At 69.1% G+C, this 26,984-nt stretch carries 16 protein-coding genes; 10 read left to right on the top strand and 6 right to left on the bottom strand.

The annotated features are described in order from the left end of the window. The first annotated feature begins 48 nt into the window (after nt 1–48). The 3 genes from lon to E8A74_RS33545 are packed head-to-tail and all read left to right on the top strand — an operon-like array spanning nt 49 to nt 7,231. The gene (lon, locus tag E8A74_RS33535; RefSeq protein ID WP_136933198.1) at nt 49–2,448 is read left to right on the top strand and encodes an endopeptidase La; all 2,400 of its coding nucleotides are present in this window, start codon (nt 49–51) and stop codon (nt 2,446–2,448) included. Nucleotides 2,449–2,450: 2 nt separating this feature from the next. Beyond that, on the top strand, nt 2,451–4,775 hold the full coding sequence (locus E8A74_RS33540) for a tetratricopeptide repeat protein (RefSeq protein ID WP_136933199.1): 2,325 nt from the start codon (nt 2,451–2,453) through the stop codon (nt 4,773–4,775). Between the two features lie 11 nt (nt 4,776–4,786). After that, nucleotides 4,787–7,231, top strand: a complete 2,445-nt coding sequence (locus tag E8A74_RS33545; protein ID WP_232379873.1) for an ATP-binding protein — start codon at nt 4,787–4,789, stop codon at nt 7,229–7,231. Here the strand turns inward: E8A74_RS33545 and E8A74_RS33550 are convergent, their stop codons facing one another. Beyond that, nucleotides 7,232–7,945 carry a hypothetical protein gene (locus E8A74_RS33550; RefSeq protein WP_136933201.1) on the bottom strand — a complete coding sequence of 238 codons (714 nt, stop codon included), beginning with the start codon at nt 7,943–7,945 and terminating at the stop codon, nt 7,232–7,234. 346 nt (nt 7,946–8,291) lie between these two features. On the opposite strand from E8A74_RS33550, the gene E8A74_RS33555 reads away from it, so the two are divergent. Continuing rightward, a complete protein-coding gene (locus E8A74_RS33555; RefSeq protein WP_136933202.1) occupies nt 8,292–9,578 on the top strand; it encodes a hypothetical protein in 1,287 nt (428 codons plus the stop codon). Further along, nucleotides 9,575–11,218 (top strand): hypothetical protein, encoded by a 1,644-nt coding sequence (locus tag E8A74_RS33560; RefSeq protein WP_136933203.1) that lies wholly within the window; start codon nt 9,575–9,577, stop codon nt 11,216–11,218. The genes E8A74_RS33555 and E8A74_RS33560 overlap by 4 nt, the downstream gene beginning before the upstream one ends. 21 nt (nt 11,219–11,239) lie before the next feature. On the opposite strand, the gene E8A74_RS33565 is transcribed toward E8A74_RS33560, so the two are convergent. Then, on the bottom strand, nt 11,240–12,499 hold the full coding sequence (locus E8A74_RS33565) for a tetratricopeptide repeat protein (protein WP_136933204.1): 1,260 nt from the start codon (nt 12,497–12,499) through the stop codon (nt 11,240–11,242). 183 nt (nt 12,500–12,682) lie between these two features. Here E8A74_RS33565 and E8A74_RS33570 point away from each other — a divergent pair, with 183 nt between their 5' ends. Together E8A74_RS33570 and E8A74_RS33575 are read left to right on the top strand one after the other, a co-directional pair. Next, entirely contained in the window at nt 12,683–16,669 is a 3,987-nt protein-coding gene (locus E8A74_RS33570) for a serine/threonine-protein kinase (RefSeq protein WP_136933205.1), read from the top strand. Between the two features lie 17 nt (nt 16,670–16,686). Next, nucleotides 16,687–17,565, top strand: coding sequence for a PAS domain-containing protein (locus E8A74_RS33575; protein ID WP_136933206.1), 879 nt, complete (start codon nt 16,687–16,689; stop codon nt 17,563–17,565). A gap of 6 nt (nt 17,566–17,571) precedes the next feature. Here the strand turns inward: E8A74_RS33575 and E8A74_RS33580 are convergent, their stop codons facing one another. From E8A74_RS33580 to hisS, 3 genes are read right to left on the bottom strand one after another with little or no spacing between them, the layout of a single operon-like run. After that, complete coding sequence (locus tag E8A74_RS33580) at nt 17,572–18,390, bottom strand: SGNH/GDSL hydrolase family protein (RefSeq protein ID WP_136933207.1); 819 nt, start codon at nt 18,388–18,390, stop codon at nt 17,572–17,574. 52 nt (nt 18,391–18,442) lie between these two features. Beyond that, the gene (locus E8A74_RS33585) at nt 18,443–20,149 is read right to left on the bottom strand and encodes a hypothetical protein (protein WP_211365505.1); all 1,707 of its coding nucleotides are present in this window, start codon (nt 20,147–20,149) and stop codon (nt 18,443–18,445) included. Next, entirely contained in the window at nt 20,146–21,435 is a 1,290-nt protein-coding gene (hisS, locus tag E8A74_RS33590) for a histidine--tRNA ligase (protein ID WP_136933208.1), read from the bottom strand. The genes E8A74_RS33585 and hisS overlap by 4 nt, the downstream gene beginning before the upstream one ends. 92 nt (nt 21,436–21,527) lie before the next feature. Here hisS and ruvX point away from each other — a divergent pair, with 92 nt between their 5' ends. Continuing rightward, entirely contained in the window at nt 21,528–22,040 is a 513-nt protein-coding gene (ruvX, locus tag E8A74_RS33595) for a Holliday junction resolvase RuvX (protein ID WP_136933209.1), read from the top strand. A gap of 122 nt (nt 22,041–22,162) precedes the next feature. On the opposite strand, the gene E8A74_RS33600 is transcribed toward ruvX, so the two are convergent. Further along, nucleotides 22,163–23,779, bottom strand: a complete 1,617-nt coding sequence (locus tag E8A74_RS33600) for a serine/threonine-protein kinase (protein ID WP_170229568.1) — start codon at nt 23,777–23,779, stop codon at nt 22,163–22,165. 289 nt (nt 23,780–24,068) lie between these two features. Between E8A74_RS33600 and rpsO the strand changes: the two genes are divergently transcribed. After that, nucleotides 24,069–24,335 carry a 30S ribosomal protein S15 gene (gene rpsO / locus E8A74_RS33605; protein WP_136933211.1) on the top strand — a complete coding sequence of 89 codons (267 nt, stop codon included), beginning with the start codon at nt 24,069–24,071 and terminating at the stop codon, nt 24,333–24,335. A 369-nt stretch (nt 24,336–24,704) separates the two neighbouring features. Next, nucleotides 24,705–26,978 (top strand): polyribonucleotide nucleotidyltransferase, encoded by a 2,274-nt coding sequence (gene pnp / locus E8A74_RS33610; protein ID WP_136933212.1) that lies wholly within the window; start codon nt 24,705–24,707, stop codon nt 26,976–26,978. The last annotated feature ends 6 nt before the right edge of the window (nt 26,979–26,984 follow it).

The following is a 26,984-nucleotide window of genomic DNA, read 5'->3' on the forward strand; positions in this document are numbered from 1 at the left end:
TGCGCGTTACGAGCGGGTCCGCAAAAAATGTACTAGGGTGTCGCGCGTATGGCCTCGAACGGCGCGCCCCCCTCTCGACCACCCTCTTCCTCGGGTGAGGATAGCGTCCCGATCCTCCCGCTGCGGAATTCCGTCTTGTTTCCGATGTCGGTGGTCCCGATCAACGTCGGGCGTCCCCGCAGTGTCCGGCTCGTCGAGGACCTCCTCGGCCGCGAGCGGGCCCTCGTCGGCGTGATCAGCCAGCGTTCGCCCGAGATCGACGAGCCGACCTTCAAGGAGCTCTACACGGTCGGCACCATCGCGCGGGTCGTGAAGGTGATCCGCCTCGGACCGAGCAACTACTCCGTCGTCCTGAACGGGCTCGGCCGCTTCCGCGTGAAGAACATCGTCGCGCTCGAGCCGTACATGCGCGCGAAGATCGAGCGCATCCCCGAGTCGCTCGTCCGCGACGTCGAGCTCGACGCGCTCGGCACGGGCCTGCGCGAAGCCACGCGCGAGGTCCTGCAGCTCATGCCGAACCTGCCGCGCGACACGGCGGGCATCCTCGACAACGTGCGCGAGCCCGGCGCGCTCGCCGATCTCATCGCCTCGAACTTCCCGCAGGCGCAGGCGTCCGTCGGCGACAAGCAGGAGATCCTCGAAGCCTTCGACGTGAAGGCCCGCGTGCGGCTCGTGCTCGCGATGGTGGGCCGCCAGCTCGAAGTGCTGCGCGTGAAGAAGGAGATCTCCTCCATGGTCCAGGAGGAGATGGGCAAGAGCCAGCGCGAGTACATCCTGCGCCAGCAGATGAAGAGCATCCGCGAGGAGCTCGGCGAGGCGGGCGAGGACGACGAGATCGAGGAGCTTCGCGAGCGGGTGCGCCGCGCGAAGGTCCCGCCCGAGGTCGAGAAGGTCGTGAAGAAGCAGCTCGGCCGCATGCGCTCGATGGCGCAGCAGTCGGCCGAGTACAACGTCACGCGGACGTACGTCGAGTGGATCGCGGACTTGCCGTGGTCGAAGACGACGGTCGATCGCATCAGCGTGCAGGAGGTGCGGCGTTGCCTCGACGAGGACCACATGGGCCTCGAAAAGGTGAAGAAGCGCATTGTCGAGTACGCTGCGATCCGGCAGCTCCGGGCCGACAAGAAGGGGCCAATCCTGCTCTTCATCGGGCCGCCCGGCGTCGGCAAGACCTCGCTCGGCCGCTCGATCGCCCGCGCGATGGGCCGCCAGTACGAGCGCATCGCGCTCGGCGGCGTGCGCGACGAGGCCGAGGTCCGTGGTCACCGCCGCACGTACGTCGGCGCCTTGCCGGGCCGCATCCTGCAGGCGCTGAAGAAGGCGGGCACGAAGAACCCGGTGCTCGTCCTCGACGAGGTCGACAAGATGGGCGTCGATCTGCGCGGCGATCCGGCGGCGGCGCTTCTGGAGGTGCTGGATCCCGAGCAGAACTCGACGTTCCAGGATCACTACCTCGACATGCCGTTCGACCTGTCGCAGGTGATGTTCCTGGCCACGGCGAACAACCGCGAGACGATCCCGCCTGCGCTCTTCGACCGCATGGAGGTCATCGAGGTCCCGGGCTACACGCGCACGGACAAACTCGGCATCGCGCGCGAGTTCCTCGTGCCGAAGCAGCTCTCGGCGCACGGCCTCACGGACGAGCGGCTCGAGTTCACCGAGCCCGGCATCGCCACGCTCATCGACCACTACACGCGCGAGGCCGGCGTGCGCGGGCTCGAGCGCGAGATCGCGGCGGTCTGTCGGGCCACGGCGGTCAAGCTCGCCGAGGGCAACGCGGTGCTGGAGGTCGTCTCGCCCGAGCACGTCGAGAAGGTCCTCGGGCCGCACAAGCATCGCCCGGAGATCGCCGAGCGCAACCTCGAGCCGGGCGTGGCGACGGGCCTCGCGTGGACGCCGACGGGCGGCGAGATCCTCTTCATCGAGGCCACGAAGATGCCCGGCAAGGGCAACGTCGTGCTGACCGGCAACATGAAGAACGTGATGCAGGAGTCCGCCACGACGGCCGTCTCCTTCGTCCGCAGCAAGGCCGGCGAGCTGCACCTCGATCCCGAGTGGCTGAAGAACATCGACCTGCACGTGCACATCCCGAAGCACGGCACGCCCAAGGACGGGCCGAGCGCGGGCGTGACGATGTTCACCGCGGTCTGCTCGCTCCTGCTCGGCTGCCCGGTGCGCTCGGACATCGCGATGACGGGCGAGATCTCGCTGCGCGGCCGCATCATGAGCGTGGGCGGCGTGAAGGAGAAGCTGCTCGCCGCGCACCGCGCCGGCATCAAGCACGTCATCATCCCGGCGAAGAACCGCAAGGATCTCGAAGACGTGCCGCAGGACATCCTCGACGAGGTCAAGGTGACGCTCGTCAACGCGATGGATGAGATCCTCCCGCTCGTGCTCGAACCCCCGCGACAAACGTCCGTGAGCACGCCGCCGCCGCCCCTGGCGTGAGCGTGAACCTGAAACGACTGGCGAGCGCGCGGCCGTCCTCGATCGGCATCGGGGCGGTCGTGCTGCTCGTGGGCGCGATCGGGTTTCTGCCGCTCTTCGACGGGCCCGGCTACGAGAGCGCGCTCGCCGCGGGCCTCGTCGTGCCGAGCGCCGCGGCGATCACGACGGCGCTTTCGGCGAGCGAGGCGCGACCGGCGCCGTTCGACGCGTTCGCCTCGGGCCTCGCGCGGGGCGCGATGTTCGTGGGCGCCGCGTGGCTCGTGACGATCGTCCACGGCCTGCGCGCGGGGTTCTGTGATCCGCTCTCCGGCTCGGTCCTGTTTGCCCTCGGCCCCGGGGTCGGCGCGCTGCTCGCGGGGGCGTGGGGCGCGGCGGCAGGCGAGATCGCGGGGCGCGTGAAGCGGCGGCGGCTCTGCGCGGTGCTGCTCGCGCTCGCGGCGCCGCTCGTGTCCGTGGGAGTCTCGCTCGTCCGGTTCTACACGAGCCCGATGGTCTTCGCGTACGACCCGTTCGTCGGCTACTTCAGCGGCAGCCTCTACGACACGGTCATCGACGCCTCGGGGCTCTACGCGTACCGGGCGGGCTCGGCCGCGACGTTGCTCGCGGGCGCCGTGCTCGCGTCGCACCTCACGCGTACGGAGGAAGGCAAGCTCGCGCGCCGCTCGAAAAGCCAGCCGGGCGCGATCGTGCTCGGCGTGTTCGCGGCGACGGCGAGCCTCGGGATGACGCTCTTTGGTCATCGCCTCGGGCACTGGCACACGCCCACGAGCATCGCCGAGACGCTCGGCGGCAGGGTGGAGAGCGAGCGTTGCGACGTCGTCTACCCGCGCGGCATGCCCCGCGAGGACGCGCTGCGTTTCGCGCGGGACTGCTCTGCGCACGTCGTCGCGCAGGAGGCGTGGCTGGAGACGAAGGGGCCCGCCAAGATCACGGCGTACTTGTTCGCCGATCCCACGCAAAAAGGCGCGCTCATGGGCGCGGCCGACACCTACATCGCCAAGCCCTGGCGGAACGAAGTCTACGTCCAGCAGAACGGCTATCCGCACCCCGTGCTCGGCCACGAGATCGCGCACGTGATGGCCGGATCGTTCGGTCGAGGCCCCTTCCGCATCGCCGGCAGCCTCGGCGGCCTCTTGCCGAACCCCGGCCTCATCGAGGGCATCGCCGTCGCGACCTCGCCGCACGAGGGCGCGCTCTCGGCCCGCGAGTGGGCCAAGGCCATGAAGGACCTCGGCAAGCTCCCGAAGCTCTCGCGCCTCTTCGCGCTCGGGTTTCTCGGGGAAAACTCCAGCGTCGCATACACAGCGAGCGGCGCGTTCGTGGGGTTCGTCAAGGAACGGTACGGCGCGGCGGCGGTGCGCGCGTGGTACGGCGGAGGATCGCTGCCGGAGATCACGGGCGCGAGCTGGGACGAGCTCGAGCGGTCGTTTCACGAGGACCTCGACCGCGTGGTGCTGCCCGAGGCGGCGGCGGCCCAGGCGCGCGCGCGCTTCGAGCGGCCCGGGATCTTCGGCCGGCGGTGCCCGCACGTGGTCGACGCCTGCCGCAAGCGCGCCGAGGAGCAGAAGGCCCGCGGCGACGACGAGGGCGTGATCGAGGCGCTCCGTGAAGTCCTCGCGCTCGATCCGGGCGAGAGCGGCGCGCGCGTCTCCATCGCCCGCGCCCTCGTTCGTCTCGGCAAGCCAGACGCAGGCAAGGCCGAGCTCCAGGTGATCGCCGACGAGGCGCGTTTTCCCCGGCACGTCCGCGATCGCGCCCTGGAGGAGCTCGGCGACCTCGCGCTCGCGGAGGGCGATCACGAGCGGGCGATGGTGCAATATCGCGAGGTCATGTCCCGCACCGTCGAAGAGGACCCGCTCCGCACCCTCGACGTGAAGCTCGAAGCCACGCAAAACCCGCGCGGCAAGGACGCGATCGTCGCCCTGCTCGTGGGTACGACGGGCCGCGGGCCCGACAAGATTCGCGCCGCCGAGGAGCTCGGCGCCTGGGCCGCGAGCGCGACGGACGACGGTCTGCCCGACTACCTGCTCGCGCGCAGCTACGTGGGCAGCGGCGATTTCGCCGAGGCCGCCCGGCGGCTCGATCGCGCGCTCGGTCGCCGCCTCGGGATCGGCCGGGTCGCGGCCGAGGCCGAGCGCCTGCGCCTGGTCACGGCCTGCGCGCTCGACGATCGGCCGACCGCCGAGCGGATGACGCTCGCCTACGTCGCGCGGAAAGATGTGCCACGCGCGCGACGCGAGGCCGCGGCGAGCTTGTATGCTCGTTGCACGGGCGCTTTGGCGCCGGCCGTCCCCGAGGCCACGAAAGCCGGGGGCGCGCTTCCATGAGGGAGGGATTGGTGCCCGATTCGGACAAGCTCGTCGTCCTCAACGCCGTGCTCCGCGTGGCGGCTCGTCACCCGAGCCTGCTCGCGCCGGCCGCGTTCGAGGACCTCTCGCGCACGCTCGCGGCGCACCTCTCGTTCGCCTCCATCGCCGTGCTCCTGCCCGACGACGAGGAACACCAGCGCTTCTACACCGACAACGCCGATCCGAACCTGCCTGGCAACGTCCGCTTCGGCGCCCGCATCCCCTTCGATCCGAGCTTCTACCAGCGCGTCTACGTCGAGGTGCGGCCGTACATTTGCGACGACACGCGCCTCGGCAACGAGATCGAGCGCTCCGTCGGCGAGGCCGGCTACCGGTCCTACGTAGCCGCGCCCGTGCGCTCGCCGGACGGCAAGCGCGCGCTCGCCACGTTCACCATGACCTTCGCGGAGCCGGGCGCCGCGAGCCGCGCGCCCGTCGATCTGATCGAGGAGATCGGGGACATCTTCGGCGCGAGCATCGAGCGTTCGCTCCGGTCCGCGCGGGAGCGCAGGCTCGCGATGATCCTCGACACCTCGGGGGACGCGATGCTCGCGTGGGATCGCAGCGGCCGCGTCACCGACGCGAACCGCGCCGCGCTCGCGCTCACGGGCCACACGCGCGAGGCGCTCATCGGCCAAAACATCGGCTCGCTCCTCGATCCCGAGCCCGATCCGGCCGTGGGGCTGCCCGAGCCCGACGCGCGCCTCGTCCTCGTCGCGCGCACGCCCGAAGGCGAAGCGCGCCGGCTGCCCGTGGCCGTGACGATCACGGCCGTGGAGGACGATCCGCTCGTCGCTTGCCACGCGCTCCTGCGTGATCTCTCGGCGTGGGAGGCGAGCGAGCACGAGGTGGTCGCGCACCTCGCGCGTATTCGTGAGCTCGAAGAGCAACACCGCACGCTGCTCGACAACGCTCCGCTCGTGATCTTCCGGCTCGATCCGAGGACGCTCGAGCTCGTGTACCTGAACCACTGCGCCGAGCGGCTGCTCGGCGTCCCGCTCGACGAGGCGCTCGCCACGCCGGGGTTCTTGTGCGGCGTGCACGTCGATCAGGAGGGCGCCGCCGCGTACGACGAGGCCGTCCTCCGGGCCCGCGCGGGCATGCGCTCCTCGCCCTACGAGGCCCGCCTCGCGCGCCGCGGCGCGCACGCCATCACCGCGCGCGGCACGATCTATCCGCTCGTCGGCAAGGGCGGCGAGGTCGTCGCGATCGAGGGCCTCTTCATGGACGTGAGCGTCGAGCACGCCGCGCGCACGCGCCTCATCCAGGCCGATCGCCTCTCCACGCTCGGCACGCTCGCGGCCGGCGTCGCGCACGAGATCAACAACCCCGCCGCGTTCATCTTGCTCGGCATCGACATGATGGCGCGCATGCTCGACGGCCCCGGCGTCGATCTCGGCCCGACCGTCTCCGAGCAGGTGCACCACATGCTCGGCGAGCTGCGCGACTCGACGCGCCGCATCGTCGACATCGTCCGCGACCTCCGCATGTTCGCGCGCGCGCCGGCCGGCACCCGCCGCATCGCGGTCGACGTGAACCGCACGGTGGAGAGCGCGCTCTCGCTCACGCGGGGCCAGATCATCGAGCGTGCGCGGATCGTCCGCGACCTCGGCGACGTGCCGCCCGTCATCATCGACGAGGGCCGGCTCGGGCAGGTGCTCGTGAACCTGCTCGTCAACGCATCCCAGGCGATCCCGCGCAACGCGCCCGGCGAGCCCGCCGTGACGGTCACGACGCGCAGCGAGGATCCACGCACGGTGGAGATCGAGGTGCGCGACACGGGCGTGGGGATCTCGCCGGAGATCCTCGATCGGATCTGGGATCCCTTCTTCACCACGAAGGAGCCTGGCGCGGGCACGGGGCTCGGCCTCTCGATCAGCCGTGAGATCATCGAGCGCAGCGGCGGCCGCATCTACGTCGAGAGCCCCATCGAGGCCGAAGCGCCGCCGCGCGGCGCGCGTTTCGTGATCGTCTTGCCCGCCGCGGGCCGAGGCGACTCGTCAATCCCGCCGATGCCCTCGACGCCGCCGCGCTCGATCAAGAGCGGCGTGCGTGTGCTCGTGGTCGAGGACGAGGCGCCGCTCGCGCGTGCTCTTGCCGAGGAGATCGGTCGGGTGCACGAGGTCTCCGTGGCGGGCGGGGCGCAGGGCGCGATGGAGGCCCTTTTGGTGCAGCGGTTCGACGTGATCCTCTGTGATCTCCGGATGCCGGGGATGAGCGGCGAGGCGTTTTACGAGAAGGTCGCCGCAGACAAACCCGACGTCGCGAAGCGATTCGTGTTCATGACGGGTGTGGGCTTCGGCGCCGACGTGGAGCGGTTCCTCGCGGAGTCGGGGCGGCCGGTGCTCGAAAAGCCGTTTTCGGCGGAGGATGCGCTCGCGGTGATCCAGAAGGTCGTCACGCGGCACGGGCGGGCGCCGCTGCCGGCGCGGTGATCAGCCGCCGGAGGTGGCTCCAGGTGACGGGGCCTTTCCGGCTGGCTGCATCGCCTCCAGCGTGTCGAGGTACCCGAACACCTTGGCTTCGAGGTCCCGGGGCAGCGCCGGGTTTTTCTTGATCTCGCGGACCAGATCGTCTCGCAGGCGCCCGAGCAATCCGACGGCCGACGAACGGAGCTGAGCGGCCTGTTTCCGGGCGGCTTTGGGCACGTCGGCGCGATCGCTCAGGGTGAGGTGGATCTGCTCGCCGGCGTCAAGGAATCCTTTGGTTGTTTCGAGCAACGTGCCGCCGTCCGCGAGGGGGAAACGTTCGAGGTCGGCTTTCATGGAGACGAGCAGGGATTTTCGTTCGAGGGCGCGCTCGGCTTGGACGGCATAGGAGGCGCCGAGCTCGGCCATTTGGGGAATAAACGCGGCGCGGATCCGCTCGGCAGCGGCGACGGTTTGGGGGCTCGCGCCGGGCAGTCGCAGATACACCTCGGTCGTGAAGTAAATGGCGGCGCCGAATCCGTCGTGTGTGTCGTTGAGCGTGTCCAGCGTCGCCGCGTGGGGCGCGCCCCCGGTGAGCGCGGGCGGGAGCGCCTCGATCGTGGCGAGCTGCTCTTCGAGCTGGGCTTCGTAGTAGGCGCCGGCCTTCGAGAGGACGAGGTCCGGGCGGCGCTTGTCGAGCAGGTCCCGGAGGCCGAGCTTGATGGAGGTGAGGGTCCACATGGGGCGGGAGTGTAAGTGAAGTGTGTGGGACGGACACCGGAAGATGAGGTCGACGGCATGCTCGGGCGAGCTGGGGTCGCTTGGGGGTGCGGTCGGCCGTGCAGGTGGGCGCGTCGGGGCAGGGTGGGGGAGCGGTGGACCGTAGGAGGGAGCGAGTCGGGGCAGGATGGGGGCGCGGTGGACGGCAGGAGGGAGCGAGTCGGGGCAGGGGGCGGGGGCGATCGACGGGGCGGGGGAGCGGCTCGGGGTTGCCGTCGGGTGCGGCTTGTGGCGCGGGCGGGCGGGTCGGGGGGACCTCGGAAGGTGGACGTCCTTGGATCGACCCGCTAGCGTTCGCGCACGGATCATGGAACAGCCCGATCTTCGCGTGGTGCAGAAAGCGCTTTTCCAGGCGCTGCGTGATCGCCCGCTCGATTTGCTCGACGAGGCGGACCGCAAGCTCTACGAGCCGCTGCACGACGACGATCACGACCCTGTTCGGCGGCTGTTCGACAACATCGAGTTCAGCGAGAACGAGAGCGTCCAGCTCGTCGCTGGCTTTCGCGGGACGGGCAAGACGACGGAGTTCTCTCGCCTCGAAAGGGATCTGTGGGAGGCGGGGTATTTCGTGATCCGGGTCGACCTGGACGAGTACCTTGACATGCACTCGGCGGTCGACATTCGTGATTTCCTGCTGATCATGGCGGGCGCGATCAGCGACAGGCTGACGGATGAGAGGTTGCTCGGTGTCAACGAGGGCTTGAAAAAGGGCTTCTGGGAGCGCGTGCGGGACCTCGTTCCCGGTGGGGTTGAGGTCAAGGAGTCCGCGGTCAAGACGCCGGTGGGGGACTTGAAGCTCGCGTTCCGGAGCGACCCGTCCTTCCGCGAACGGGTCCGCACGGCATTCACCGGCCGGCTCGCCGAGCTGGTCGAGCAGGTGCGGGCGCATCATGCCGAGGTGCTCAAGGCCCTCGCGAAGCGCGCGGGCAAAGCGGTGAAGCTGGTGGTGATCCTGGATTCCCTCGAGCACCTCCGCGGGACGTTCGAGAGGGCCGAGGGCGTGCGGCGCAGCGTGGAGGAGCTGTTTTTCACGCATGCGGCCCAAATCGGCCTGCCGAACACGCACATGGTGATGAGCGTGCCCGCCTTTCTGGTGCTCCAGGGCGATAACCTCCCGGCGCAATTCGTCAATGGTGCCGTCCAGGCGTGGCCGGCTTATCGTGTCACGAGTCGCGCCGGAGTACGTACGGCCGTGGTGGACCGGATGATCTCGCTGGTGAGCAAGCGCGGTGACTGGCGCCGGATCCTGCCGGACCAGCAGGCGCTCGAAAAGCTCATTCTAGCTTCCGGCGGACACCTGCGGGATCTCCTCAATATGCTCATTGAGGCGATCCACCTCGCGGGAAAGGGCGTGAGCCTTGAGGCGGCCGATAAGATCGTGAATGTCGCGCGGCGCGCGTATATGCCTCTCTACAAGGACGAGATCGGCGTTTTGCGTCGAATTGCCGAGAAGCGAGACGTCCGGGAGATCAATACCGACGAGCAGGAATATCTCCTGCGGTTCCTCGATTCGGGGCTCGTGCTTTGTTACATGAACGACGACTTCTGGTACGACGTTCACCCGCTCGTGCGTGACGTCGTGCGCACTCCATGAGCCCCGAAGAGGAGGAGGCGCGCGAGCGGCTCCTTTTCCACCTGGAGAACCAGACAGGGTTCTGGTTCGGGTTGGTCGTGGGGGATGATCCGCGCCCGCGTGCGCGGCTTTGTGAGGCGGCGGCGGCCTGGTGCAAGGAGCATGGCCGGGCTTTTGTGTTGCACGAGCCGGAGCCCGATGGTCTCGTTCAGCTCGCGGTGGAGCTGGCCCGTGGCGATAGCCCCGGGGTGCACTGGATCGTCGCGGATGGGGTGCGGGGGCTCGTCGATGTCTGGAACGCGGGTGCCACGCAGATGCTCATGGCGATGAACGAGCGCCGGGAAGCGTATCGGAAACGGCTCGATGGGGGGATCGTGGTGGAGGGGCGCTCGTCCTTGAAGCGCATCCTGCGAGAAATGGCGCCGGATCTGTTCTCGATCCGTGCGTTCATCGCCGAGCCGGGGGAGGAGCCCAAAGCGGCATCGACCGACCTGCCTGAATGGCAGGAACCATTTTCGTTGGCGTCGATGGTGTCTGCGGACGACGTGGATCCCGATCTTGCACTCGCGCGGCTGGAGCGGCTCACGATGTTCGAAGCTCTCGCAACGACGGAGGACTGGATCGATGCGGAACTGGGGGCGACGACGAGCCTCTACAACACAGCTCGTTATGACGAGGCGGAGCGGGTTGCGCGTGACCTTCTTTCGAGGCTCGAAGCCAGTTCCGTCGAACCCGAGAAATACGCGTACCAGCGAGCGCAGGCTTGCGTCATTCTGGCCCGGATCCGCATCCTCCGCGCAGACGACACGAACGAGGCGCTAGACTTCTGGGCCGAGGCACTTCGACTTCTGGAGGCACATTCTGCACGCGAACCGGACGACGCGCTTGGATGCATGCTGCTCACGACACGCATTGCCGAGGAGCAAGCCGGGCTGTTCGTTCGCATGGGTGAGCCTTACGCGGCAATACAGAGTTTGTTTGCCTATGTTGAATTAATCCTACCGGAGTCGGTCGTCGACTTGCTGCCAGAGATGCAGACCGACCTGATGGGGGTCTATGTCAGGCTTGCTGGTTTATTGGCCAAACATAAAGACCTCGACGGAGCAGAGAGCACGCTTCGGAAAGCCGCGTTGATTATCCAGGAATGTGCGTCCCGGCACGGGGAAGACCCGCGATGGGAATTCGAACGCCTGCGAAATTCCGTGATGTTGGGCCAGGTCCAACTCGCGAAAAAGGATAGGGGGTCCGCCGCCCAAACGCTGGTGGCCGTCGCTGCTCTTGCGAAGAAGCTGGAGTCGTACGGCGAGATGCGGTCTCCTTGGCGAAATGTGCTTGAGCGGTTCTACCTGGATCTCGCCAGGGTACTCTCGTTCCAGGTGAAATACTCGGATGCGGTGGACCGCGTTCGCGTGCGTGCCCTTTCAAACTTGACACGACAGTTCGAGCGAACGCCGGACAACGTGAAGCTCGGCTGGGTGCTCGCCCAATGCCATCTCAAGCGCGCCATGCTCCTCGAAAAGGAAGACGTCGAGGGCGCAAAAGATTCTGCCCAGCAGGCCCTGGAACTCGTCGCACGGCTGCCGGTTGAATCTGACGCAGAGGCGAATCTCAAAGGCAAGATCGAAGCCCTCCGCGCCTTCGTACGGAAGCCCGGGGAGTAACGCCGCCCGAAGAAGCGCTGACTACCGGGCGCCCATCTCCTCCCACAACGCCGCATCCCCCAGCGCCGCGCCCCGCTCCGCGTCCGCTCTCGCCTCGTCCGCGCGCCCCATCCGCAAAAGCGCCCGCCCTCGCCAGACGAACGCCGTCGCGTATTCGGGATCCAGCGCCATCGAGCGCTCCGCGTCCGCGATACACGCCTCGTCGTCCCCTTGATCGAAAAACGCCTCGGCCCGGTTCGAGAGCACCCGCGCCGCCTCGGGATCGAGCTCCAGCGAGCTCGTGTAATCGGCGATCGCCCCCGCCACGTCGCCCACGAGGTGCCGCGCGATCCCGCGGGTATCGAACGCGTCCGCGTCCGGCTCCAGGTAAATCGCCCACGACGCGTCCGTGATCGCCCGATCGAGCTCGCCCGCTTCGAGCCACGCCGTCGCGCTCGATCGATACGCCCCCGCGATCGCCGCCGCGTCCCGCACGCCCCACGTCCACGCCCGCGCCTGCGCCGCGTCCGCGAGCGCGTCCGCGATCCGCTCCTCTTCGAGCGCCTGCAGCGCCGAATCCGCGTGCACGTTCACCTGCTCGATCCGCGTCTCCTCCGGCGCGGCGAGCACCGTCGATTCGAGCCGGCTCATGAACCGCGGCGACTCGCCACCTTCGTCGAACGTGTAAAACACGGGCTCGTCCTCGACCGTGAACACCGGCATGTCGTGCGCGACCGCGAAGGCCAGCGCCGCGAGGCCGAAGGCGTGGGTCTCCGGCAAGACCGAGACGAGCCGCCCGAGCGGCGTGTCCGGATCGAAGAGCCGATCGAGAAGCTCCTCCGTCTCCTCTGCCTGCAAAAATTCGAGCGAGAGTGACGTCTCTCCAGGCAGGGCCGCCTGGATCGTCGCGAGCAACGCGCCCCATTCGTCTTTGCGCAGCTCCCACACGAAGGGGAGGGACCAGCGCACGCGCGCGCCGTCATGGCCCTCATCGCGCAGCACACGGATGTGCACGTCCGCTTGCCGCAGCCTCGCGAGCAGGTGGCCGAGGACGAGGTCGAGGTCCGCCGTGGAGGGCAGGGTGACGAGGTCCTCGCCGTAAGGCAGAAAGAGCTGCGGCGCGGCCTCGCCGAGCTCCGCGAGGAAGGCGTCCTCCTCGTCGAGTGGCGCGCCCTCCTCGTCGACGAGCTCGAAGCGCGGCGCGCAGAACATCCGCCCGACCCCGAGGACGTGCGCGAGGAGCGGGAACGTCGCGAAGCTCCGGTACTCGAAATCCGCGTCACCGATGAGGAAATGGCCCATTTGACGCGTGCATCATGCGCCGCCGGAAGGTGCGCGAGCAAGGGGGGGAGGCGCGCCGCCTTGGGGCTTTTGTCTTGGTGTCGGCCCTGACCATGAACCGCCCGGGTCGATCGAAGAGGACACGCGGAGGGCCGCGAAATGACTTGGATGATCGCACATCCGCCCGGATAGAATTCCGGGGCGATGTTGAAGCCAGGGATGCGGGTCGCCGCGCGTTTCGAACTCGACGATCACACGATCGCGGGCGGGATGGCCACGATCTACCGCGCGCGTGATCTGGAGACGGGCGCCGTGGTCGCGGTCAAGGTCCTCGGCGGACGCAACGTGCGCGAGATGGAGCGCTTCTCGGCCGAAGCCGTGTTGCTCGCCGAGCTCCGGCATCCCGGCATCGTCCGCTACGTCTCCCACGGGTCGCTGCCCGCAGGCGAGCTCTTCCTCGTGATGGAGTGGCTCGAAGGCGAGGACCTCTCCGATCGCCTCGCGCGCGGCCGCTTGCCGCTCGACGAGGCGATCCGGCTCGCGCGGCGCGTGGCAGACGCGCTCGGCGCAGCCCACGCGCGCGGGATCGTTCATCGCGACGTGAAGCCGAGCAACGTGTTCCTGCCCCGCGGCGACGTGGACGAGGCGAAGCTGCTCGACTTCGGCATCGCGCGGCTCGGTTACGGCCGGACGCTCGCGACACGCACGGGCACGTTGCTCGGGACGCCCGGGTACATGGCCCCCGAGCAGGCGCAAGGGCGCAAGGACGTGGACGCGCGCGCCGACGTGTTTTCCCTCGGCGCGATGCTCTTCGAGTGCCTGACGGGGCGGCCCGCGTTCGCCTCGGAGCAGCTCATGGCCACGCTTTCGCGCATCCTGTTCGAGGAGCCGCCGCGCGTGCGCACGATCCGCAGCGAGACGCCGGCCGCGCTCGATCTGCTGGTCACGTCGATGCTCTGCAAGGATCCCGCAGGCAGGCCGCGCGATGGATCGATGATCGTGGCCGCGGTCGACGCGCTCGGGCCGCTGCCCGGAGGGCCGTCGAGCAGCGAGTTCGTGCACTCGTCCGTGGTGAGCAGGCCGGCGATCACCGTGCGCGAGCAGCAGCTCCTCTGCGTCGTGCTCGCGACGAGCACGTTCTCGAAGACGATCGCGGACGGCGACTCCCCCGAGACGGACGTGACGCTCACGCCGGGGATGATGGCGGAGGCCATCCTCCGCCGCAGCCTGCCGAGCTTCGGCGGCGACGCCGTGAGCGGCACCGCGGGCACACTCGACGATCTGAACGGCGCCGCGGCGGCGTACGGCGGCAAGCTCGAACAGCTCGTCGACGGCTCGCTGCTCGCGGTGTTCACGGGCGCCGCGGCCGCGATCGATCTCGCGGCGCGGGCCGCGCGGGCGGCGATCGCGCTCCGCGAGCTCTTGCCGGGCGTGCCGATCGCGGTGGCGACGGGGCGTGGCCTCGTGGCCCAGCAGCTCCCGGTCGGCGAGGCCGCGGAGTCGGCCGCGCGCACGCTCTCGGCGGCGCGCCGCGAGGGCGTGCAAATGGAGGGGCGCGTGTTCGTCGACGAGGTGACGGCGGGCCTGCTCGACGCGCGCTTCGACGTGCGGGAAGAGGGTGTTACGCGGGTGCTCGAGGCGGTGCGGGATCGCGCGGATGCCGCGCGCACGTTGCTCGGCAAGCCGAGCCCGTGTGTCGGGCGCGAGCGCGAGATCGGCACGCTCGTCGCGATCATGGAGGAGAGCATCGCGGAGCCGATCGCGCGCGTCTCGCTGGTGACGGGGCCCGCGGGCGTCGGCAAGTCGCGCGTCGCGACGGAGGTGCTCCGCAGGCTCGACGCGGCAGGGCACGACCTCGAAGTGTGGGTCGCGCGCGGCGATCCGATGGCCGCGGGCTCCACGTTCAACATGCTCGCGCAGATCATCCGCGCCGCGGCGGGCATCGAGGTCGGCGCGCTCGCGTCCGTGCAGGAGGAAAAACTCCTCGCGCGTGTCGCGTCGTGCGTCGCTGCCGACGACGTCGTGCGCGTGACCGTCTTCCTCGGCGAGATCCTCGGCCTGCGTTTGCCGGCGGAGCGCAGCCACCTGCTCGCCGCGGCCCGCGCGGACGCGATGCTGATGGGTGATCAGATGCGCCGCGCGTTCGAGGACTGGCTCTTCGCGGAGTGCACGAAGACGCCCGTGCTGCTGCTGCTCGACGATCTGCACTTCGGCGATCTGTCGACGGTGCGGCTCATCGACGCGGCGCTGCGCCACGCGCGGGAGAAGCCGCTCTGCGTGCTCGCGCTCGCGCGCACCGAAATTTCGCGCGTCTTCCCGCGCCTGTGGGAGGAGCGCGGCATGCAGGAGGTTCGCCTCGGCGAGCTCGGGCGGCGGGCGAGCGAGCAGCTCTGCAAGGTGTGGCTCGGGAGCACGGCCACGCCGGATCTCACGGCGCGTATCATCGAGCGCGCGGCGGGCAATCCGTTTTACCTCGAAGAGATCGTGCGCGCCGTCGCCTCGGGCCGCGGCGACGCGCTGCCGGGCACGGTGCTCGCGATGGTGCAAGCGCGCCTCGAAGAGCTCGAGGCCGTCGAGCGCCGCATCCTCCGCGCCGCGAGCGTGTTCGGCGACGTCTTCTGGCCCGCGGGCGCGGCCGCGCTCGTCGGCGGCGAGAAAAAAGAGGCGTCCGTACGCGAGGCGCTCGGCACGCTCGTCGAGCGCGAGCTCGTCGTGCGCCGCACCTCGCGCAGGTTCCTCGATCAGGAGGATCACGCGTTCCGCAACGCGCTCGTGCGCGAGGCGGCGTACGCGACGCTCACGGACGCCGATCGCATGCTCGGCCATCGCCTCGCGGCCGCATGGCTCGAATCGGTGGGCGAGACCGAGGCGATGGTGCTCGCGCAGCACCACGAGCGTGGCGGGGATCTGATCCGCGCGGCCTCGTGGTACGCGCGCGCGGCGGAGACGGCGCTCGAAGGCAGCGACTTCGAGGCCGTGATCGAGCGGAGCGAGCGAGCGATCACCTGCGGCGCGCAGGGCGAAGAGCTGGGTCGCCTCCGGCTGCGCCAGGCCGAGGCGTACCGCTGGCAAGGCAAGTTCAGCGAGGCCGAAGAGCGCGGGCTCGAAGCGATCCAGATCCTGCCCGCGGGCAGCGATCCGTGGCTCTTCGCGGTCGGCGAGATGGCGAGCGTGTTCGGCAAGCTCGGCAGCGTCGAGCGCGTCGAGGTCCTCGGCGACGCGCTGCTCACGGTCGCGTGTATGCAGGAGGCGCCCGCGAGCGACGGGCACATCGCGGCGCTCTCGCGCACCTCGACGGCGGCGCTGCTGCTCGGAAAAAACGAGCTCGCGGAGTCGCTGTTCAAGGAGCTCGAGCGGCTCGGGGGCGCGTCGGAGAAACCACTGGCCGTCGGCTGGCGCGAGCGCGCGCGGGCGTTCCGCGCGCCGTTCGTGGGCGAGACGGGCGCGTCGGCGCGGTTCTTCGCGCTCTCGGCCGAAGGTTTTGAAAAGGCCGGCGACGTGCGCAACGCGTGTCTCCAGCGCGCGAACTACGGCGCGTCGTGTCTCGAAGTCGGCGACTGGATCGGCGCGGAGAAGGCGCTCGTGCCGGCGATCGTGGACGCCGAGCGCATGGGCGCGAAGCACATCGTCTCGTCGGCGCAGCGCGACCTCGGGTACGCGTTCGCGCGGATGGGCCGGCTCGACGAGGCCAAGACGCTCGAAGAGCAGGCCGTCGCGGAGTTTTCGGCGCACGGGGATCGTCGGCTCGAAGGCGTGGGGCGCGACGAGCTCGCGACGATCCACCTGATGCGCGGCGATGTCGCGGAGGCAGAGGCCGAGGCGCGGCGCGCGGTGGATCGGCTCGCGGTCGCGCCGCCGTACCTCTGCCACGGGCACGCGACGCTCGCGCGGGTGCTGCTCGTGGTGGGCAACGTGGAGGAGGCGCTCGTGAACGCGCGCGCGTCGCGCAAGCTGCTCACGGAGGTGGGCGCGCTCGAGGAGGGCGAGGGGCTCGTGCGGCTGATCCTCGCGCGCGCGCTCCACGCGGCCGGCGAGGTCGAGGAGGCGCGCGTCGTCCTCGTGGAGGCGTTGCAGGAGATCGATCGGCGCACGGCGACGATCGCCGATCCGGACGCGCGACAAACGTTCGCCGCGATCCCCGAGCACGTGGAGACACGCGAGATCGCGCAGACCTGGGGGATCACGGGCTGAGCGCGCGGGGGGGCATCGTGAGCGACGCGGGATTCCTCCTTCCGAGCATCGAACGAGCCGACTGGAAGACGTTCCTGCTCCTGCAGCTCGTCCTCGACACGATCCCCGATCCCATCTTCGTCAAGGACCTCGATCACCGGCTGATCGCCTGCAACCAGGGGTTTTGCCGCCTGGTCGGCCAGCCCTACGAGGTGGTGATCGGCGCGAGTGATCCCGACTTCATGCCGAAGGAGCAGGCCGACGTCTTCTGGCACTTCGACAACGTCGTGTTCCGCACCGGCCAGCCGAACGAGAACGAGGAGCTCGCCACGAGCTCGGACGGCGCGACGCGCACCATCTGGACGCGCAAGTTCCCGCTTCGGAACGTCGGCGGCGAGGTGGTGGGCCTCTGCGGCATCGTCACCGACATCACGACGATGAAGGAGCGTCTGCAGCGGGCCGAGCGGCTCGAAGCGGAGAACCGCGAGCAACGCGCGGTCATCGAGGCGCAGACGACGATGCTCGATCGGATGAGCATGCCGGTGCTCCAGGTCGGGCCGGGCGTGCTCCTCCTGCCGCTCGTCGGCGAGATCAGCGATCGGCGGGCCGAACGCTCGCTGCAGACGTTGCTCGGCGCGATTCACGAGCGCCGCGCCGAGATCGTGATCCTCGACGTGACGGGCGTGCCGACCTTCGATACGGCCGTGGCGGGGCACGTCGTGCGCGCGGTGCAAGCGGCCGAGCTGCTCGGCTGCCCGTGCGTGCTCGTGGGCATCGGCCCGGAGGTCGCGCGGACGCTCGTGGAGCTTCAGGTGGATTTCGGGCGCGTCACGACGCGGTCCACGCTGGAGGACGGGATCGCGTTCGCGATGAAGCAACACGTCCGGCGCAAAGGGCCACAGGCCGGACGCGCGTGAACCCCGTCAGGGGCTCGGCGTCAAGAACCGAGGCGGCCGCGTGCTCGTCTCGTTTTTGGCCATCGGTGCGGGCGCGGGTCGCGCGGCGCGCAGGATCTTCTCGACCTCGCCGGTGACGCCGTCCGCCCATTTCGTGGCGGCCTCGATGCCAGCCGGGAAAAATCCGTAATGCCAGCCGTCGCCGCCGTCGGGGTAGGCCGAGAGCTTCCGGCTGTCGACGAGGTGGCAGGCCGGCGCGGCTTTCGGGTCGTCCCCGGCGGCCTTGATACCGGCGCGCAGCATCGCGTAGACCTTGTCGCCGAAGGCGGGCGACCATTTCCGCATGGAGGGCGGGCCGATCCAGACGCAGACCGTATTCGGTCGCGACCGGATGCGTCGGACGGTTTGCTCGACGTTCCCGACCTGCAACGAGGGCTCCCCGGGCATGTTGCTGCCGAGCCCGACGATCACGACCTGCGTTTCGTACGTGCCAGGCGGCGCGAGCAAGTCGTCGATCGTCGGCGCGCGCAGCTTGCGCTCCGGCAATCGGACCCGCGCCAGGATCGGCGATTTGCCACAGCTATGGTAATGGTAGCCCCTCCGCGATACCTTCGCCGTGAGGAGCCATTCCGTGGACGCGCCGCCGAGCGTGTAGCTCTCGAGTTCGGCGTCTTTTTGCGCGAGCAGCCAGGCGTCGAGCCGGTCGCCGAAGGCCGTGAGGCCGTGCGAATCGTAGACCGTGGCGAATCGGACCCGCCCGCACGGCGCCGCCTGCGCTTCCGCGCGGGTCACGAGGAGCGAAGCGAGCGCGATCCCCAGGGAGACGACACGACGGAAGGCAAGCACGCGCCTACGGTACCACGCCATTCGTCGCGCGGAAAGGCTCCGCGCGGCCGGGTCATTTGCTGAGCGTGATCGGGATGTAGGCGAGGCGCATCTTGGACATCGTCCCGTCGCGCGTATACCCTGCCAAACCGTAGAGGACGTTCCACCAGTGCCCCGTGGGCGATTGGCCGTACGAGAAGAGCGGGAAGAAGTGGAACTCCCATTCGGATCCGTTCGCGAGCTTCTTTTCGCGGTAGAACGTGTTCAGGGCGAGCTGCGAGACGCCGTCCTGGTCGGCGAAGCGGAAGAAGCCCGGGAGCACGACCGTCGCGCGCGACGTCGGCGAGGCGAAATCCCACACGAAGGGCGCGAGCACGAGGTGCGACGATTGATTCGTGCGCCCCATGTGGAAGATGGGGGAGAGGTTCGCCGCCCAGCCCGTGGTGTCGGCGCGATACCGGAAGAGCGGCGTGATCCAGGTCTCGTCGCTGAGGCCGTACCGCTGGAACCGGCCATAGAAGGGGAAGATCGCGAGCTCCTTGCCGCGCGGCGATTCGCCCTTGTAGAAGAACGGCAGGAAGAGCTTCCGATCGAGCCCGATGTCCGGATCACGGTAATGCCAGTAGAGCGGCGTGATCATCTCGAGCTCGGTGCGGCCCTGGTAATGGGCATAGCCCCAGGTCGCGAACGTCTTTTCGCCCTTCTCGCCCCGCTCCCAATAAAAGAGCGGCGTCGCGAGCCGCGAGGCGTTGCCCTCGTAGCCGTAATGAAAGAGCGGGAAGACCGTGAGGTTTTCCTTGTTCTTGCCCCAGGTGTGCCAGTAGAACGGCACGACGTGGCGGCTGTCGCTCTCCTTGTCGTGGCGGCGGATGTACGGGCCCCAGACGTTGAGCCAGCTCTCGCCGATCTCGTTGTAACGATAATAATGGAGGAGCGGCGGGATGACCTCGTATTCGGTCGTCTCGTTCCGGCCGTAGAAATAAAGCGGCGCGACGCCGAGGTCGATTTCGTCGGCGGTGCGCGTGTCGCACGCAGGGCCGCCCTTCCATTTGCAGAACATCGGGCCGACGATGTCGAGGCCGTCGTGATCCGTATGCTGCGTGAACGTGAGCAGCGGCGGGATGTGCAAATAACTCTTCGACCCCGTCTTCCCCTCGAAGAAGAGCGGGGGAAGGAGGTTCATGTGGCTCGCCGGCTGCTTCGCCGTCGCCTCGCGCTCCTGGTGCACGTACGGGCCGACGACCGTCGTGCGGGTCTCGCCGTCACGGAGCCGCCAAAACAGCGGGAAGAGGACGTCGGCGTCGGCCTTGGGGCTGCGGCGGTTGTAATAAAAGAGCCCGAAGAGGCTCGAACGGTCCTGCTCCTGCGGCTTCTTCCACTCGGCCCACAGAGGAAAGAGCGTGCGAAATTCGTATTTCGGGCTCTTCTCCGAATACCACAGGCCATAAAAGCGGCGCTCGGACGGCTCGAGGGGCGGCGTCGCGTCGGGATCGGCGCTCGATCCGAGGCGCTTCGCCACGCCCGGCGGGACCGCCAGCGGATCCTGCGGCAGCGAAGGTTCTTGCGTCTGGAGCTGCCCGGCCTCGTCCGCGCCGGAGGCGGCGTGCGTCTGCGGTTGGTCCGGAGGCGGCTGCTTCGGGCGCCCCTGCGAGGGAGGAGGGCCCCCGCCAGGCCCACCCGGACCCATGCCGCCCTGCGCGTGCGAGACCAGTGGGACCGCGACGAGCGCCGCGATCACGAGAGAGGCCAGCGAGGCGCCGCGCCTTCGAAGGACGCTCACCGCGCCTCGCCCGGCGGAAGAGACGCCTCGGCCCGCGCCCGCGCCGCGAGGACGTCCGCCGCATCCGCGAGCGGCACCTCGTCCTGCTTGTGACCCGCGAGGTCCTTGACCGACGCGACGCCCCGTTCGAGCTCGCCGTCGCCGAGAATCACGCAGAACTTCGCGCCGAGCGCATCGGCGCGGCGGAGCATCGCCTTGAGGCGGCCGCCGCGGCCGTCGACCTCGACCCGCACGCCGCGCGCGCGGAGGTCACGGCCGAGCACGAGCGCGCGGCTCGTGCACGCGTCCGAGAGCGGCGCGACGTAGACCGCGGGGCGCTCGCGCGAGACCTCGCCAGGCATCAACGTGAGCAGCCGCTCGATGCCCATCGCGAAGCCGATCGCGGGCACGCTCGGGCCGCCGAGGCCCTCGATCATGTTGTCGTAGCGGCCCCCGCCGACGACCGTGCTCTGCGCGCCGAGATCCCCGCTGGTCGTGACGAACTCGAAGAGCGTGCGCGTGTAGTAGTCGAGCCCGCGCACGAGCGTGGGATCGACGATGTACCGCACGTCGAGCGCGTCGAGGTGGCGGCGCACGCCCGCGAAGTGCGCAGCGTCGGCCTCGTCGAGCAATTCGAGGATCGAGGGCGCGCCCTTCGAGGCCTCGCGGTCGCGCGGATCCTTCGAGTCGAGGATGCGCAGCGGGTTCTTCTCCAGCCGGCGCTGGGAGTCCTCGGAGAGTTTGTCCTTCATCGGCGTGAAGTACGCGACGAGCGCGTCGCGGTAGCGCGCACGCGTGCCCGCCGCGCCGAGCGAGTTCAGCCGCACCTCGATGTTGCCGATGCCGAGTCCTTGGTTGAGGAGCGAGAGGATCATCTCGATCATCTCGGCGTCGGCGAGGGGACCCGCGTCGCCGTAGAGCTCGCAGCCCGCCTGGTAAAACTGCCGGTAGCGGCCCTTCGCCGGCCGTTCGCCGCGGAACATCGGGCCGAGGTAGGACCAGCGCGAGACGGGCTCCTTCGTGTGGACTTTGTGCTCGACATACGCGCGCGCCGCGCCGGCCGTGCCTTCAGGGCGCACGGTGAGCTCGTCGCCGTGCCGCGCGAACGAGTACATCTCTTTCTCCACGACGTCGGTCGTCTCGCCGATCTGCCGCGAGAAAAGCGCGGTGTGTTCGAGGATCGGCGTGCGCACCTCGTCGTAGCCGTACCGAGCGACGTGCTCGCGGAACGCCTGCTCGAGGCGCTGCCAGCGCGCCGCCTCGTCCGGCAGGATGTCGTTCATCCCCTTGACCGCGCGAAGTTCCATGTCCGCCGCGGCTTATGGTCGGAGAGCCGATGAGGGTCAAGCTTTGCCGACCTCTTGACGTACGACGGGGTCTGTCCTCCCTTGTCCCGGGTATGGTTGAGCGTCCTGGCCGTCCTCCAAACCCCCCGCGTGTATGTGCGCTCGACCTGGGCAAGGCCCGGGTGGGCGTGGCGATCGCCGACGAGCTCGGCCTGCTCGCGCACCCCCGGCCCCCGCTCGACGGGCGCGACAAAAAGGCGCTGATTCGCGCCCTTGGCGAGCTCGCCCGCGAGGAAGGGGTGGGCCTCTTCCTGGTCGGCCTGCCGCTCGACATGTCGGGCGCGCACGGCCCCATGGCCACGCGCGCCACGGACCTCGCCCAGGAGATCAGCCAGGCCACGGGCGTGCCTGTGGAGTTCTTCGACGAGCGTTGGACGACCGTGGAGGCGGCCCGGAAGCTCCGGGAGAGCGGGACCTCGGGCAAGCGGCAAAAGGGCGTCATCGACGGCATGGCCGCCGCCGTGATGCTCCAGGCCTACCTCGATCGCGCCCAGGGCCTCGGCAGCGCCGACGCGCTCGTCATGCCACCACCCCCGCCGCCGCGCGGACGGGGCGGCCGGCGCTAACAGCCTGTGGACTTATCTGCTGCGCGCCCCGAATCGTCGGTCGACATCGCTCGAAATCCTTCAGGATTCCTCGCTCCGTCGCCCTAGCTTCGGGGCGCTCGCGACGATAATTCCACAGGCTGCTAAGCGGCCTTCTTGTTGTCGTCGAGCATCAGGTGCGCCACCAGCGCCGCGATGAACGCGATGACGAGCAGGAGCACGTCCCACACGGGCCACGCCACGCCGACCGCGCGCCGGAGCAGCACCGACTCGATGAGCCGCACGAGCATCGCGCCGAACCCATAGGAGCAGAGGCCCACGACCACGGGGCGACGCAGGCGCCCGAGCATCTCGATCGCCTTGACCGTGTTGTCCCAGACCGTCTTCCGGATGTGGCGGATCAGCAGGATGATGGGCGTCGCGAGCGCGACCGGGATGAGGAGCAGGAGCAGGACGGACTCCGAGACGGTCAGGTTCGCCGTCGCGCCGCCGCCGCGCGTGATGCGGAAGATGGACGCCGCGGTCGTGATGAGGCCGCCGAGCGTGAAGAAGACGCCGAGCGCCATCATGAGCACGAGCATCGGCCGCGCCATCGTGGCCTCTTGCTGCTGCTTGATGAAGAGGGCCGACGGGCGCGCCGCGGTCCCGGTCGCGGTCGGATCGCCGATCGGGACCATCGCGGCGCTGGCCGGCTCCTCCGTGTCCCAGGCCGCGAGATCGGCGTCGAGCTCGGCCATGCTCTGGTGACGATCGTCCGGCTCCTTGGCCATCGCCCGCTGGATGACCATCTCCAGCGTCTCGGGGATGCTCGGCTCGAGCGAGCGCGGACGCGGCGGATCCTCGGAGAGCACGGCCATGAGCGTCGCGGCCGGGTCGCCGTTGTCGAACGGGCGCTTGCCCGTGAGGGCGCAGTAGAGCATCGCGCCCACGGCGTAGATGTCGGCGCGGTGGTCGACGCGGTGACCACGTGCTTGTTCGGGCGCCATGTACGAGGGCGTGCCCATGATCATCCCGGTGCGGGTGAGGGCCTTGCCCGTGGCGTTGTCCTCGACCTTCGAGATGCCGAAGTCGATCACCTTCGCCATCGGGCGGTTCAGGTCGCCGATGAGGAAGACGTTCTCCGGCTTCATGTCGCGATGCACGACGCCCTTCGCGTGCGCGGCGGCGAGGGCCTTGCAGACCTGGCGGACGATGCGCACGGCCGGCGCCACGGTCATCTTGCCCCGCTGCGTGAGCAGGTCGGCGAACTCCTTGCCGTCGAGCAGCTCACTGATGATGAAGGGACGTCCGTCGGCTGTGCGATCGATGTCGTAGACGTCGATGACGTGCGGGTTCTTGATCTGCGCAGCGGCCTCGGCCTCGCGCTGGAAGCGGGAGAGCACGTCGGCCTGACGCGCGTACTCCGGGTGCAGCATCTTGATGGCGAAGCGCTTCGAGCCGATGCGCGTGTGGCGCGCCTCGTAGACGCGGCCCATGCCGCCTTCGCCGATCACGCGGACGATGGTGTACGACTCGCGCAGGGTCTGGCCGACGAGCTCGTCCCGCGTCTCCTCCGCGAGCTCGGCACCGTCCTTCGGGCAGATTTTGTACTCGCCCGGGTAGCGGCTGTTGCACGTCGGGCAGATGCGCTCCGGGGCGGCGACGCCTGCGACGAACGAGTCGGCCGATCCGTATCCGGTGGCCGCGGAGCCGATCCCGGTGAGGTTCGTCGTCGCGGGTCCCACGACGATCGACGGCTGCGCCGACGAGGACGCAGCCATAAGGGGAGAAGCCCCCGAATCGGGGGGCCGAACATTACCGGCCATCGCGAGGCAGACTAGCGGAAGTCGGCTTCCCGAGGGGGACAATCCCGCTGCAAACCTTGCTCGTCCGCCCGTGGGCAACACGGTCCGTTGACCGAACGGACGAGATGCGTATACTCCGCGTCCGTTTTTCGTTCGGCCCGATCACGTGGGCACGCGCCGCTCCGGGCGTGCGCTCGCCGTCGGGCGACGCTTGGACGATCCGGGCGCTCGGCAGCGCCAGGATACGCCGAGGAGTGACAGACCGATGCTTCATCCGATTCACAAGACGACGATCATCGACAAGTTCCGCACGCACGAGGGCGACACCGGCTCGCCCGAGGTGCAGATCGCGCTCCTCAGCGAGCGGATCACGCAGCTCACGGAGCACTTCAAGACGCACAAGAAGGACCACCACTCGCGCCGTGGTCTCCTCAAGCTCGTCAGCCAGCGCCGCCGCCAGCTCGACTACTTGAAGCGCATCGACATCGAGCGCTACCGGTCGCTCATCAGCCGCCTCAACATCCGCAAGTAAGCGCACAAAGGCGCGCGAGCGACGAGAGGGCTCGTTCCCCACGGGGAGCGGGCCCTCTTCGCTTTTGTAGCGTTTGTCTTCGCGCTTCATGAAGTGCTTCCGGAAGAACGGCGCACCGGTCCGCCGAAAAAAGTGGCGGGTTTGGGCGGGAGGCTCTACACAGAGAGCCGAAATACGTCGGTTTGGACAATAACGGGGCGCGGGGGCGTTCCCCGAGGCCGTGAGCGCTACGGAGCGTCTTCGTCTTCGCTTCGTGCCCAGCAGCAAGGCTGCTCCTGGGTAGGAATCGAGGAAGAAGATCCGCCTTGCGCTCGGATGTCACGGGTCTTCGGGAGCGCGCTCGCGACCGCGAGAGAGAGCGCAAGATACATGTACGTTCGTGAATCCGTCATGGTCGGCGGCCGAGCCCTCACGCTCGAGACCGGCCGTCTGGCCAAGCAAGCCCATGGATCCGTCCTCGTCACCTACGGCGAGACCATGGTCCTCGTGACCGCGGTGTCGCAAGACGAGCGGCCCGGGCTCGATTTCTTCCCCCTCACCTGCGAGTTCGTCGAGAAGACGTACGCCGCCGGCAAGATCCCCGGCGGCTTCTTCAAGCGCGAGGCACGCCAGCGCGACGAGGAGATCCTCGCCTGCCGCATCATGGATCGCCCGCTCCGCCCGCTCTTCCCCGAGGGCTTCAAGAAGGACACGCAGATCATCGCGACCGTCCTTTCGAGCGACAAGCAGAACAAGGCCGACGTCCTCGCCCTCACGGGCGCGAGCGCGGCGCTGCACATCTCGGACATCCCGTGGAACGGGCCCATCGTCGGCGTGCGCGTGGGCCGCAAGGCCGGCGAGTTCGTGGCGTACCCGACGGCGGCCGAGATCGAGGAGTGCGACATCGACCTCGTCGTCGCCTGCTCGCGCGACGCGATCGTGATGGTCGAGGGCGGCGCTGCCGAGGCGACCGAGAGCGACATCATCGACGCGCTCATGTTCGCGCACGAGACGGCGCAGCCCGTGATCGACCTCATCGAGCGCGTCCGCCAGGCGGTGGGCAAGCCGAAGAAGGCGTTCCAGGCGCCGCAGCTCGACGACGCCATCAAGGCGCGCGTCGCCGAGGTCGTGGACAACGACCTCAAGTCGGCGACCCGCGTGACCGACAAGAAGGCGCGTTACGAGGGGTACTCGACGCTCAAGAAGAAGCTCGGCGAGGCGCTGCTCGGAGAGCTCGGCGCGGAGAAGTACCTCGCGAACGAGAAGCTCATCAAGGCGGAGTTCGAGGAGCGCAAGGCGCACGTCGTGCGTACCTACGTGCTCGACGAGGGCAAGCGCATCGACGGCCGCGACACGCGCACGATCCGGCCGATCATGTGCGAGGCGGGGCTGCTCCCGCGCGTGCACGGCAGCTCGCTCTTCCAGCGCGGCGAGACGCAGGCGATCGTGACGACGACGCTCGGTACCTCGACGGACGAGCAGAAGATCGACGGCCTGATGGGGGAGAGCTGGAAGCGCTTCTACCTCCACTACAACTTCCCGCCCTTCTCGACGGGCGAGACGAAGCCGATGCGCGGCCCGGGCCGGCGCGAGATCGGGCACGGCGCCCTCGCCGAGCGCGCGCTCTCCCGCATGATCCCCGCGCAGGAGCAGTTCCCCTACACGATCCGCATCGTGAGCGAGACGCTCGAGTCGAACGGCTCGTCGTCGATGGCGGCCGTCTGCGGCGGTTGCCTCTCGCTGATGGACGCGGGCGTGCCGATCAAGTCGCCCGTCGCCGGCATCGCGATGGGCCTCATCGCCGAAGGCAACAAGTACGCGATCCTGAGCGACATCCTCGGCGACGAGGACCACCTCGGCGACATGGACTTCAAGGTCTGCGGCACGGCGCGCGGCGTGACGGCGATCCAGATGGACATCAAGATCGCGGGCCTGTCGCGGGCGATCCTGGCGCAGGCGCTCGATCAGGCGCGCGAGGGCCGGCTGCACATCCTCGGCAAGATGCTGGAGGCGCTGCCCGCGCCGCGGCCGGAGCTCAGCCAGTACGCGCCGCGTATCACGACGATCAAGGTCAAGCCCGACCAGATCCGCCTGATCATCGGCCCCGGCGGCAAGACCATCAAGGGCATCGTCGATCAGACAGGCGTGGCGATCGACGTGGAGGACGACGGCACGGTGAACGTGGCGTCGGCGGACTCGGAGGCCGTGAAGAGGGCGCTCGACATCATCAAGGGCCTGACGGCCGAGCCCGAGGTCGGCGCGGTCTACAAGGGCACGGTCAAGCGCATCACGGACTTCGGCGCGTTCGTCGAGATCCTCCCGGGCACCGACGGCCTCGTGCACATCTCGGAGCTCGCGCACACGCGCGTCGAGCGTGTCGAGGATGTGGTGAAGGAAGGCGACACGGTCGAGGTGAAGGTCGTGAGCGTCGACCGCGAGGGCAAGATTCGCCTGAGCCGCCGCGAAGTGCTGCCGCTGCCCGAGGGGCAGGCCGGCGTGGAGGCGAAGGCGCGGCTCGATCAGGCCCGCGAGCGCGACGCGGGTGGTCCGCCGCCGCGTCGGAGCGAGCCGGGTCGTGACGGCCCCCGCGGGGATCGTCCGCCGCGCGGCGACCGCGGGGATCGTCCGCCGCGCGGCGACCGTCCGCCGCGCGATCGTCGCTGATCCACG

The sequence above is a fragment of the Polyangium fumosum genome, from assembly GCF_005144585.1.
In the GTDB taxonomy this organism is placed as follows: domain Bacteria; phylum Myxococcota_A; class Polyangia; order Polyangiales; family Polyangiaceae; genus Polyangium; species Polyangium fumosum.

Excerpts from the sequence above, each read along its gene's own strand:
- lon (WP_136933198.1), top strand. The coding sequence starts at position 49 with ATGGCCTCGAACGGCGCGCCCCCCTCTCGACCACCCTCTTCCTCGGGT.
- E8A74_RS33550 (WP_136933201.1), bottom strand. The coding sequence starts at position 7,945 with ATGTGGACCCTCACCTCCATCAAGCTCGGCCTCCGGGACCTGCTCGAC.
- E8A74_RS33555 (WP_136933202.1), top strand. The coding sequence starts at position 8,292 with ATGGAACAGCCCGATCTTCGCGTGGTGCAGAAAGCGCTTTTCCAGGCG.
- E8A74_RS33560 (WP_136933203.1), top strand. The coding sequence starts at position 9,575 with ATGAGCCCCGAAGAGGAGGAGGCGCGCGAGCGGCTCCTTTTCCACCTG.
- E8A74_RS33565 (WP_136933204.1), bottom strand. The coding sequence starts at position 12,499 with ATGGGCCATTTCCTCATCGGTGACGCGGATTTCGAGTACCGGAGCTTC.
- E8A74_RS33570 (WP_136933205.1), top strand. The coding sequence starts at position 12,683 with ATGTTGAAGCCAGGGATGCGGGTCGCCGCGCGTTTCGAACTCGACGAT.
- hisS (WP_136933208.1), bottom strand. The coding sequence starts at position 21,435 with ATGGAACTTCGCGCGGTCAAGGGGATGAACGACATCCTGCCGGACGAG.
- ruvX (WP_136933209.1), top strand. The coding sequence starts at position 21,528 with ATGGTTGAGCGTCCTGGCCGTCCTCCAAACCCCCCGCGTGTATGTGCG.
- E8A74_RS33600 (WP_170229568.1), bottom strand. The coding sequence starts at position 23,779 with ATGGCTGCGTCCTCGTCGGCGCAGCCGTCGATCGTCGTGGGACCCGCG.
- rpsO (WP_136933211.1), top strand. The coding sequence starts at position 24,069 with ATGCTTCATCCGATTCACAAGACGACGATCATCGACAAGTTCCGCACG.
- pnp (WP_136933212.1), top strand. The coding sequence starts at position 24,705 with ATGTACGTTCGTGAATCCGTCATGGTCGGCGGCCGAGCCCTCACGCTC.